Raw genomic sequence first — 9587 nt, forward strand, 5'->3', positions numbered from 1 at the left:
CCTGCCGGGCAAACCGCCCCCTAGGCCGCCTTGGCCCCGCGCCGCCCTTCCAGAAGCCAAGCGCCCAGCGTCATCAGTGCGGCCAGCACGAGGAACAGCAGCGGGTTCACCAGCGGGATCACCGTAATGTCCGCCGTCACGTAGGCTTCGCGCGGGGTGATGCCGATCCAGCCGCGCCCGGCGGCCACGCGGCCCTCGCGCACTTCGCGGATATCCGGCGTGCCGTCTTCCAGCGGCAGCACCCCGCCGCGCCGGGCCTCCACAGCAGGCTCCAGTATCGCGCCCGTCGCAATGGTTTCCTCGAATTCCTTGGGCGCGGAGGGGCCAAGCGCCACCACCGCCGTGCGCTCGCCCTCGGCCAGCCGGTAAAGCCCGAGATCTGGCCCCTCGAACACACCCTGATAGAGGCCCGGGGACACCTCTTCGAGCGGCACCGTATAAACCGTGCCATCGGGGCCGGTCACCTCGACCTCGGAGGGCGCATCGCCTAGCGTGCGGCGCGTCACCGTCATCTCCTGGCCCACGGCCTCTGCGGTCAGGCTCTCTTCCTCGAGGTCCGGCTCCTTCATCATCCAGTGGGCCAGTCGCCGCAGCAATTCCAGCTGCGGGCCGCCGCCCTCTAAGCCGCGCGACCAGAGCCAGGCGTGATCGGAGGCCATCAGCGCCACCCGCCCCTCGCCCTGCCGTTGAAGCACCAGCAGCGGGCGTTCGTCGAGGCCCGACATCACCACGTGCCCCTCTCCGGGGATGAGATCGACCAGCCGAAACCAGCGGCCCCAGCCCGGCACGCCCTCTTCCTCGGAGGGGTAAAGCGCCTCGAGACCCTCGGTCACCGGGTGCTTCTCGCCCAACTCGGTCACCTCGGGCAAGTAGCCCTCTTCCAGCACGCGGGCCGAAGGCGAGGCGGGCATGATGTCGCCCAGCGGCGATCGGTAGATGCTATCGGCGCTGGCAAAATCCGGCCCCGCCGCCACCAGCACCGCCCCGCCGCGCTCGACGTAATCGCGGATGTTGTCGAGGTAGAGCGTGGGCAGGATGCCGCGTCGCTTGTAGCGGTCGAAGATGATCAGGTCGAATTCGTCGATCTTCTCGATAAAGAGCTCGCGGGTGGGGAAGGCGATGAGAGACAGCTCACTCACCGGAACGCCGTCTTGCTTCTCGGGCGGTCTTAGAATCGTGAAGTGGACAAGGTCCACCGAGCTGTCGGATTTCAGCAGGTTGCGCCATGTCCGCTCGCCGGGATGCGGCTCGCCGCTCACCAAGAGCACCCGCAGGCGATCACGCACGCCGTTGATCTGCACCACGGCGGCGTTGTTGCGGTCGGTCAACTCGCCCTCGGCCGTGGGCGTGATGAACTGGATCACATTCTTGCCGCCGTGCGACAGCGTGACGGGCAGCGACAGCTCCTCGCCCACCGGCACATCGTAGGTGCGCGGCTCCTCGCCGTCCACGGCGATGGAGAGCGGCACGGTGGCGCCGCGCCCTGCCCCCGAAGGCAGATCGCCCTGGTCTTCGATCATCAGGGTCAGGGTGATTTCCTCGCCGAGGATGCCGAAAGCGGGGGCGTTCTGCACCACGAGGCGGCGATCCCAGTCGGTGCTGTGACCGGTCATCAGCAGGTGCAGGGGCGCGGGCAGATCGGGGGTGCGCTCCATGTCATGCACGCGCCCGTCAGAGATGAGGATGGCCCCGGCCACCCGGGCGCGCGGCTCTTCGGCCAGCGCCTCGGAGAGGGCGGCCATGGCGCGGGTGCCCTCGTCGCCCTCGCCGTCGCCCACCTCTGCCACGCGGGCCTCGGTGTTGGGCATGGCGGCGATCTGAGCGAGCACGCGCTCGAGCGCGTCCTGCGTCTGCTCGGCGCGATCGGAGAGGCCTTGCGACGAGCTTTCATCAACCAGCACCAGCACGATATCGGTGAGCGGGTTGCGCTCTTCCTGCTGCAGCGAGGGGTTGGCCAGCGCCACTAGCAAAGCCACGGCTGCCAGCGCCCGCAGCCACCAGCCCGCCAGCCCGCGCCAGATGGCGAGCGCGATGAAGCCCACGGCCAGCGCGATGGCGGCATAGAGCGCGATCCATGGCAGGTGCGGATCGAAGATGATGCTGTCGGCGTTCATCATTGGCCCAGCCTGTCGAGCAGGGCCGGCACGTGGACCTGGTCGGATTTGTAGTTGCCGGTGAGCACATGCATGATCAGGTTCACCCCGAAGCGATAGGCGATCTCGCGCTGCTGCTCGCCCGCGTAGCCGCGCCCCACGGGGAACATCGCCGCGCCGTTGTTTTCCACCGCCCAGGCCGCGGCCCAGTCGTTGCCGCCGATCACCACCGGCGTCACCCCGTCATTGAGATTGCGGAAGGGCATGCCCTCCACCACCTCGGCATCGGGCGGCGCGGCCTCGACCCAGACATCGCGGCTGGCCCAGCGGCCCGGGAAATCCTGCAACAGGTAGAAGGTGCGGGTGAGCACATGGTCTTGCGGGATCGGCTCCAGCGGCGGCACATCCAGCGGCGCGGCCAGCTCTTGCAGCTTTCGGCCCTCCGGGGTGGCGGCGCCGAAGCCGCCGATATCGGCATCGCGGGTGTCGAACAGGATCATGCCGCCGGTCCGCAGGTAGCGGTTGAGCTTGGCGTAGGCTTCTTCGGAGGGGATCGGCTGGTTGGGGCTGATCGGCCAGTAGAGGAAGGGGAAGAAGGCCAGTTCATCGGTTTCGAGGTTCACCGCGATTGGCTCGGCGGGCTCGATGGAGGTGCGGCGGAAGAGCGTGTCGGACAGGCCGCGCAGCCCGGCGTGGGCCACGTCATCCAGCCGGGCATCACCGGTTATCACGTGGGCCAGCACCACCTCGTTGGTGGCATCGAGCGCGAAGATGTCCGCCGCATCGTCCTGCGCCTGCGCGCCATCCGGAGCGGCTGCGAAGAGCGTAGCGATGAGCAGCGCCGCCGCCGAAGAGCGCCGCACGCTCTTGGCGCGGGGCGCGATGAGGCGGCCCCCGAGCCAGAGGGAGGCGAGGATGTCGACCGCCAGCGCCACCAGCGCGGCGCTCAGCACGAAGCCCTTCAGCGCCGTCTCGCGGCTCACCGCCAGCCCCTCGACCGGGATGCGGGCGGGCCAGACGACCGGCTCCAGCGTGGCGCTATTGCCCAGCACGTTGAGCGCGATCAGCCGATCCTCCCCCGCGTAGAGGCCGGGGCGCAGCGCCGGGCCGATGGCGGCCTCGCCCGCCAGCGCGGCGCCAAGGTCGGCGCCTTCTATGCCCGGCAGCGTGCCCGCGTCCTGCACCACGCCAAAGCCGTCGAGCACGCGCTCGGGTGTCCAGACGGTGCCGTCAAGCTCGCTCGCCTCGGGCGTGGCGGGACGGGTGGAGATGGCGAGGCGCTCAAGCATCTGCACGAAGAGCCCGGAGAGCGGCAGGGAAGACCATTCCGCGTTGGCGGTAACGTGGAAGAGCACCACGCTCCCCTGCCCCACCCGCTTGCGCGTCACCAGCGGCGTGCCATCGGCCAGCGAGGCGATCACGCGGTCGGCAAGGTCGGGGTCGGGCTGGGCCATGACCTGCGCGGTCACCGTGACGTCATCGGGCAAGGCGAGGCCGTAGAACGGCGAGCTTTCGGGGAAGGGGCGCAGCGCCTTGGGCTCGCCCCAGCTCATCGCGCCACCCACCGAGCGCCCGCCCTCGCGCAGGCGCACGGGCATCAGCGGGTCTTCCTCGCGGCGGGACAGATCGGAGGCGGCCAGTTGCGGCCCGGCGAAGCGCAGCAGCATGCCGCCCTCTTCGACCCAGTCCAGCAGGTCGTCTTTCTCGGCCTGCGGCAGGTCGGCCACGTCGGCGAAGACGATGGCATCGGGGTTGGCCAGCAGGATGTCGGGCAGCGTGCCTTCCACGAGGTCGGCGGTCGGCTCCAGCGCGCGTTCGAGGTAGTGGGTGGGCGACAGCAGCTCCAGCCCCTCGCGGTCTTCGCGGCCCGCGATCAGGGCCACCTCGCGGCGGCGCAGCCCGTCGTCGGTGAGAGTGACGGCGCCCGCGCCACGCGCACCTTGAAGCTCGAAACGGGTGATCCGGTTACGCAGCTCGGCGGGCAGCACCAGCGCCACCTCTGCCTCGGTGGCCTGCGCCTCGAATTCCGCTTCGGCGCGGGCCAGCACCCGCTCGGTGCCCGAGGGATCGCGGCCATAGGCCAGCACCGTGGCGGTCTGCGCGGCGGTCTCATCGGGCCGCAACACCGTCAGCCGCACCTGCCCGTCCTCGAATCGCGCGGGGCGCAACCCGAGCGGGCGGCGCGGGCTTTCGAACACTGTCACAGGGCCCTTGCCTTCCAGCGCGGCGAGCACCGCGTCGCGGCCCTCGTGGGCAAGGCCGTCGGACAGCCAATAGGTTTCAAAGCCACCCTCAACGCTTTCGGCCCACTCCACCGCCGCGCCGCTCTCGGGCGGCCAGGCTGTAGGCTCCAGCCCGGCGAGGCGCGGGCCCCAGGCTGCGGCGGCGAGCATCGGCAGCTCGCCCGGCGCGGGCAGCGCGGTCAGCGAAACCACGGCCACCGGCCTGTCGGTCGCGGCGGCATCGGCCAGCAGCCCCTCGATGCGGGCCATGCGCCCCGGCCAGTCGCGCGCATCGGCCCAGCCGCCATCGAGCGCGATGAGCAGCGGGCCTGTGCCCTCGCGGCGCTCCTCGGGGTTCAGCACCGGGCCGGCAAAGCCGATGATGATGGCGGCCACGGCGAGCATCCGCAGCAGCAGCAGCCACCAGGGCGTGCGGTCTGTCTGGCTGTCTTCATCCTCGAGCCCGAGCAGAAGCGCGACGCCAGGAAAGCGGCGGCGGATCGGCGCGGGGGGCACGGCGCGCAGCAGCAGCCAGAGCAACGGCAGCACGACGAGCGCCCAGAGCAGCAGCGGCGCGGTGAAGCCTATGGGACCGATGGCAAACATCAGCGGCCATGCTCCAGCGCACCGTAGAGCCAGAGCAGCGCGGATTGCGCGGGCGTGTCGGTGTGATGGGTGGAAAACTGCCAGCCGGTGGTGCGGGCAAGCGCCTCCAGCCGGTCCTTCCGGGCGGAGAGACGATCAAGATAACGGCTGCGCAGGTCACCGGCCTTCTTCGTCTCATGGGCAAGACTGCCGCCCATGCTCTCGAAAATGGTGCGCCCGTCAAAGGGGAATTCTTCTTCCACGGGATCGAGGATCATCAGCATCGCGCCCCGCACGCCCCGGTCGGCGGCACGGGACAACGCGGCTTCGGCGGCGTCGATCTCGCCCATGAAATCGGAGAGGAAGACCGCGCGGGAGTGCAGCGGAAGGGTATCGCCACGCGGCGCGCCATAGTCGGGGCCGGGCAGGTTTTGCTCTTCGGCTTCCATCGCGCCGCCCAGCGCATCGGCGATGCGGATGAGTTGCAGCGGGCCGGAGCGCGCGGGTTGATCGAGCCGGGCGAGGCCCACGCGCTCGCCGCCGCGCACCAGCAGCACGGCAATGGCGAGGCTGAGAAGCCGCCCGCGTTCGGTCTTGGAGGGGCGCTTGCCGGGATCGCCGGAAAAGCGCATCGACATCGCCTCGTCGCACCAGAGCATGACTGATTGCGCGGCCTGCCATTCTTTTTCGCGCACGAAGTGCTGATCGGACTTGGCCGAGCGCCGCCAGTCGATGCTGCGCGCCTCGTCGCCCACCGCCAGCGGTCGGTACTGCCAGAACTCATCGCCCATGCCGCTGCGACGGCGCCCGTGGGCGCCGAGCAGCACGGTTTGTGCAAGGTGCTCGGCATCGGCCAATAGCGGGGGCAGCGCGGCGGCCAGCCCCTCGGCCTTCGAGCGCAGCCCGCGCCCGACGCCGGCATGAAGAGCAACTGGAGGCGCGTCGCTCAAGCGGCAGCCTCCACGCGGGTGACGGTTTCGGCAACGGCGCGGATCACCGCAGAGAGCTCTTCGCCGCGCGCACGAGCCGCGAAGGAGAGCGCCATGCGGTGGGTGAGCACCGGGGCGGCCATCGCCAGCACGTCCTCGGCGGAGGGCACGAGGCGACCTTCCAGCAGCGCCCGGGCGCGCACCGTCATCATCAGCGCCTGGGCCGCGCGGGGGCCGGGGCCCCAGCTGACCGAGCGTTGCACCTGCTCAGGCGCGGTCGGGTCTTCGGGGCGGCAGGCGCGGACGAGGTCGAGGATCAGCTCGACCACGCTATCGCCCACCGGCATCCGCCGCAGCAGCGCCTGCGCGGCGATCAGCTCTTCGGCGGTGAAGATCTGGTGGCTCGCTGCCTCTTCGGCGCCTGTGGTGGCAAGGATGATATCGCGCTCGGTGTCGCGGTCGGGGTATTCCACGTCGATCTGCACAAGGAAGCGGTCAAGCTGGGCCTCGGGCAGCGGATAGGTGCCCTCCTGCTCGATCGGGTTTTGTGTGGCAAGCACGTGGAACGGCTTGTCGAGCGTGCGGTGCTGGCCACCCACCGTCACTTCCTTTTCCTGCATTGCCTGAAGCAGGGCGGATTGGGTGCGGGGGCTGGCGCGGTTGATCTCGTCGGCCATGAGAAGCTGGCAGAAGATCGGCCCTTCGATGAAGCGGAAAGCACGAGACCCGTCCTCGGCGGTTTCCAGCACCTCGGAGCCGAGGATATCGGCGGGCATCAGATCGGGGGTGAACTGGATGCGGGAACCGTTCAGGCCCATGACGGTGGAGAGCGTATCGACCAGACGGGTCTTGCCCAGCCCCGGAAGGCCGATCAGCAGCCCGTGGCCGCCGCAGACCAGCGCGGACAACACGAGGTCCACCACCTTTTCCTGCCCGATGAACCGGCGGCTGATGGAGGCGCGCGCCTGCCCCAGCTTTTCCGCCAGCGCCTCGATCTCTGGCACGAGGCCTGCTTCATCGGACATGACATTTCTCCTTGGTCGCCTAGGTTAGGGCCTAGTAAGCCATCTATCGCATGTGAGACCAATGGCGAAATCGCAAGCCAGACAAGATATCGTGAGAGCAGACGCCGGAAGCCTAGAACAAGCCGCGCGCAGCGCCTCGAAAAAGGGCAAGCTGCCGCCCGTCCACCTTTGGAACCCGGAGTTCTGCGGCGACCTCGATATGAGGATCGCCCGGGATGGAACGTGGTTTTACCTCGGCACGCCCATTGGCCGGCCCGAGCTGGTGCGGCTGTTCTCGACCATCCTGAAGAAGGAAGGGGAGAAATATTTCCTCGTGACGCCGGTGGAGAAGGTGGGGATCACGGTGGAGGACGCGCCCTTCGTGGCGGTGGATTTCGAGGCGACGGGCGAAGACGCGGCGCAGGTGCTGCGGTTCGAAACCAACGTGGGCGACGTGACAGAGGCGGGCGAGGAGAACCCGATTCGCGTGGAGCGCGACCTGGAGACGGGCGAGCCCTCGCCCTACGTGCATGTGCGGGCCGGGCTGGAGGCGCTGATCGACCGCAAGAGCTTTTACCGGCTGGTGGAGATTGGCTGCGTCGAGGACGCGTGGTTTGGCCTGTGGTCGGGCGGTGAGTTCTTTCGCATCATTCCTGCGGCGGAGCTGCCCTGAGCTCGTGTTGAATTGAGCGCCTGCGGCGCGTTCCATTTTTTGTGTGAGTATTTTCAGCAAGAAAATGAACGGGTTGCGGGAAAGTTGCGCGGGACTGACGGGCTCCTGACAGATAGCTGTCAGGAGGGGGATGCGAAGATGGAACATCGCCAACCCTTCTGAGGATATTTCCCGATGACCGATACGATGACCAACCCCGCCGATATCACCGCTCTGCCCGAGGATGCACTTGTGTGGTGCGAGATCCCGGTGACCGATCTCGACGCCGCCATCGACTATTACGGCAAGGTTCTGGGCCATCCGCTCATCAAGGATGAGAGCGGCCCCAACCCGATGGCCATGCTGCCGGTGCAATCGCCGGCGGACGGCACTGCGGGCCATCTCTACCCCGGCAAGCCTGCGGGCGATGGCTCGGGCGTGACGGTGCATCTTGCCGTGCCCACATTGGAAGCCGCGCTTGAGCGGGTGATGGAGGCCGGGGGGCGGGTGCTGCCGGGGATTATTCCCATTCCTTCCGGGCGGTTTGCCTATACGTTGGACCCTGATGGCAATTCCATCGGGTTGTTCGAGTTCAACAAGGCTGAGTGATGCGCCGCGCGGATCGTCTTTTTCAGATCGTCCAGCTGCTCCGAGGGGGGCGGCTGGTGACGGCGCGGATGCTGGCCGAGCGGCTGGAGGTGAGCGAGCGCACGATCTACCGCGACATCGCCGATCTGGTGGGCTCGGGCGTGCCGATCGAGGGTGAGGCGGGTGTGGGCTACCTGATGCGTGCGGGCTTCGACCTGCCGCCGCTCATGTTCAACCGAAGCGAGATCGTGGCGCTGGTGGCCGGGGCGCGGCTGATCCGGGCCTGGGGCGGGCTGGAGATGGCCGAGGCCGCCGAGGAGGCGCTGGTGAAGATCTCCGCCGTGTTGCCGGAGGCCGAACGCGACAAGGCGGCGGGCTTGCAGATTCACGCCTTTTCAATGCCTTACCTGATGGATGACGACACCCGCCGTCGGCTTGACGGGATCGAGCGGGCGGTGGATGCGCGGGAGCGGCTGGTGCTGGATTACGGCGACGCCGAAGGCGCGCAAACGGCGCGGGTGGTGCGGCCTTTGAGCCTGATCTTCTGGGGCCGGACATGGACGCTGATCGGCTGGTGCGAGCTGCGCAGTGATTTCCGAATGTTCCGGGTGGATCGGATAACGGGCATGGAAAGCGGGGAGCGGTTCAGGATTGAGCCCGGCAAGAGCCTGCAGGATTTCTATCGGATGGAGCGGCATCGCGGCGGCTTCGACGAGCGGCGGCAGAGCGCCTGTTAGCGCTTGAGTTTCAGAACCTTGCGGCGGCGCTTGCGCGGCTCTGGCGGGGTGGCGTCGAGTTCGCGCCACTCCCCCGGGGCGAGGCCATCCAGCGCCCAGGGGCCGATTTGCGCGCGGATCAGCCGCAGGGTCGGGTGGCCGACGGCGGCGGTCATCCGGCGAACCTGCCGGTTGCGGCCCTCGCGGATGGTGAGGGCGAGCCACGTGTCGGGCGCCTTGCGGAGCCGCACGGGCGGGTCGCGGGGCCATAAATCTTCAGGTTCGTCAATGACTTGCACCTCAGCCCGCTTCGTCGGCCCGTCCTTCAGCGGCACGCCCATCTTCAGCGCCTCCAGCGCGGCAGCCTCGGGTGCGCCTTCGACCAGCACCCAATAGGTCTTGGCCATCTTGAATTTCGGAGACGAAATCCGGGCCTGCAATCTGCCGTCATCGGTGAGCAGCAGCAGGCCCTCGCTGTCACGGTCGAGACGGCCCGCCGGGTAGACGCCCTTGGGCAGGCCGAGCGCGGCCAGACCGGGCCAGTTTCCCTCGTCGGTGAACTGGGAAAGCATGTTCATGGGCTTGTTCAGGGCGAGCAGCATTAACGATGGTTTTGGCAGGGCAACATCCCATGCACAACCCATGCACAAGTGATGCACATGTCATCCGACATAGCGGAAGGCTGTTGACGCACCGTGCGGAGGGGGTTGACCGAAGAGCGCAGGGATCGCCGCTCGACGGGGCTGCGGGACAAGTCCCGCAGCCCCGTCGAGCGGCGATCCCTGCGCTCTTCGGTCA

The 9587-nt window shown here is 68.4% G+C and carries 8 protein-coding genes; 3 read left to right on the top strand and 5 right to left on the bottom strand.

The window, feature by feature from the left end; translation table 11 throughout:
* Window positions 1-20 precede the first annotated feature (20 nt).
* Genes DYI42_RS15535 through DYI42_RS15550 form a run of 4 tightly spaced genes read right to left on the bottom strand, consistent with a single transcriptional unit; the run spans window position 21 to window position 6854 of the window.
* On the bottom strand, window positions 21-2114 hold the full coding sequence (locus tag DYI42_RS15535; RefSeq protein WP_213546917.1) for a hypothetical protein: 2094 nt from the start codon (window positions 2112-2114) through the stop codon (window positions 21-23).
* Window positions 2114-4921, bottom strand: a complete 2808-nt coding sequence (locus tag DYI42_RS15540) for a DUF4159 domain-containing protein (protein WP_213546910.1) — start codon at window positions 4919-4921, stop codon at window positions 2114-2116. The genes DYI42_RS15535 and DYI42_RS15540 overlap by 1 nt, the downstream gene beginning before the upstream one ends.
* Window positions 4921-5850: a DUF58 domain-containing protein gene (locus DYI42_RS15545; RefSeq protein ID WP_244867958.1), complete on the bottom strand. Its 930-nt coding sequence runs from the start codon at window positions 5848-5850 to the stop codon at window positions 4921-4923. The genes DYI42_RS15540 and DYI42_RS15545 overlap by 1 nt, the downstream gene beginning before the upstream one ends.
* Window positions 5847-6854, bottom strand: a complete 1008-nt coding sequence (locus tag DYI42_RS15550; RefSeq protein WP_213546911.1) for an AAA family ATPase — start codon at window positions 6852-6854, stop codon at window positions 5847-5849. The genes DYI42_RS15545 and DYI42_RS15550 overlap by 4 nt, the downstream gene beginning before the upstream one ends.
* A 61-nt stretch (window positions 6855-6915) precedes the next feature.
* On the opposite strand from DYI42_RS15550, the gene DYI42_RS15555 reads away from it, so the two are divergent.
* The 3 genes from DYI42_RS15555 to DYI42_RS15565 all read left to right on the top strand — a co-directional run bounded on the left by DYI42_RS15555 (window position 6916) and on the right by DYI42_RS15565 (window position 8810).
* A complete protein-coding gene (locus DYI42_RS15555) occupies window positions 6916-7506 on the top strand; it encodes a DUF1285 domain-containing protein (RefSeq protein WP_213546912.1) in 591 nt (196 codons plus the stop codon).
* Window positions 7507-7680: 174 nt separating this feature from the next.
* Window positions 7681-8094, top strand: coding sequence for a VOC family protein (locus DYI42_RS15560; protein WP_244867959.1), 414 nt, complete (start codon window positions 7681-7683; stop codon window positions 8092-8094).
* Window positions 8094-8810, top strand: coding sequence for a helix-turn-helix transcriptional regulator (locus DYI42_RS15565; RefSeq protein WP_213546913.1), 717 nt, complete (start codon window positions 8094-8096; stop codon window positions 8808-8810). The genes DYI42_RS15560 and DYI42_RS15565 overlap by 1 nt, the downstream gene beginning before the upstream one ends.
* Here DYI42_RS15565 and DYI42_RS15570 read toward each other — a convergent pair.
* On the bottom strand, window positions 8807-9391 hold the full coding sequence (locus tag DYI42_RS15570; protein WP_213546914.1) for a pseudouridine synthase: 585 nt from the start codon (window positions 9389-9391) through the stop codon (window positions 8807-8809). The two genes, DYI42_RS15565 and DYI42_RS15570, sit on opposite strands and share 4 nt — an antisense overlap.
* Window positions 9392-9587: the final 196 nt, after the last annotated feature.

Source organism: Vannielia litorea, from assembly GCF_018424695.1.
In the GTDB taxonomy this organism is placed as follows: Bacteria; Pseudomonadota; Alphaproteobacteria; order Rhodobacterales; family Rhodobacteraceae; genus Vannielia; species Vannielia litorea_A.

Bases quoted from the DNA above. Each gene is read 5' to 3' on its own strand.
- DYI42_RS15550 (WP_213546911.1), bottom strand. From the start codon at position 6,854: ATGTCCGATGAAGCAGGCCTCGTGCCAGAGATCGAGGCGCTGGCGGAA.
- DYI42_RS15570 (WP_213546914.1), bottom strand. From the start codon at position 9,391: ATGCTGCTCGCCCTGAACAAGCCCATGAACATGCTTTCCCAGTTCACC.
- DYI42_RS15540 (WP_213546910.1), bottom strand. From the start codon at position 4,921: ATGTTTGCCATCGGTCCCATAGGCTTCACCGCGCCGCTGCTGCTCTGG.
- DYI42_RS15535 (WP_213546917.1), bottom strand. From the start codon at position 2,114: ATGAACGCCGACAGCATCATCTTCGATCCGCACCTGCCATGGATCGCG.
- DYI42_RS15555 (WP_213546912.1), top strand. From the start codon at position 6,916: ATGGCGAAATCGCAAGCCAGACAAGATATCGTGAGAGCAGACGCCGGA.
- DYI42_RS15565 (WP_213546913.1), top strand. From the start codon at position 8,094: ATGCGCCGCGCGGATCGTCTTTTTCAGATCGTCCAGCTGCTCCGAGGG.
- DYI42_RS15560 (WP_244867959.1), top strand. From the start codon at position 7,681: ATGACCGATACGATGACCAACCCCGCCGATATCACCGCTCTGCCCGAG.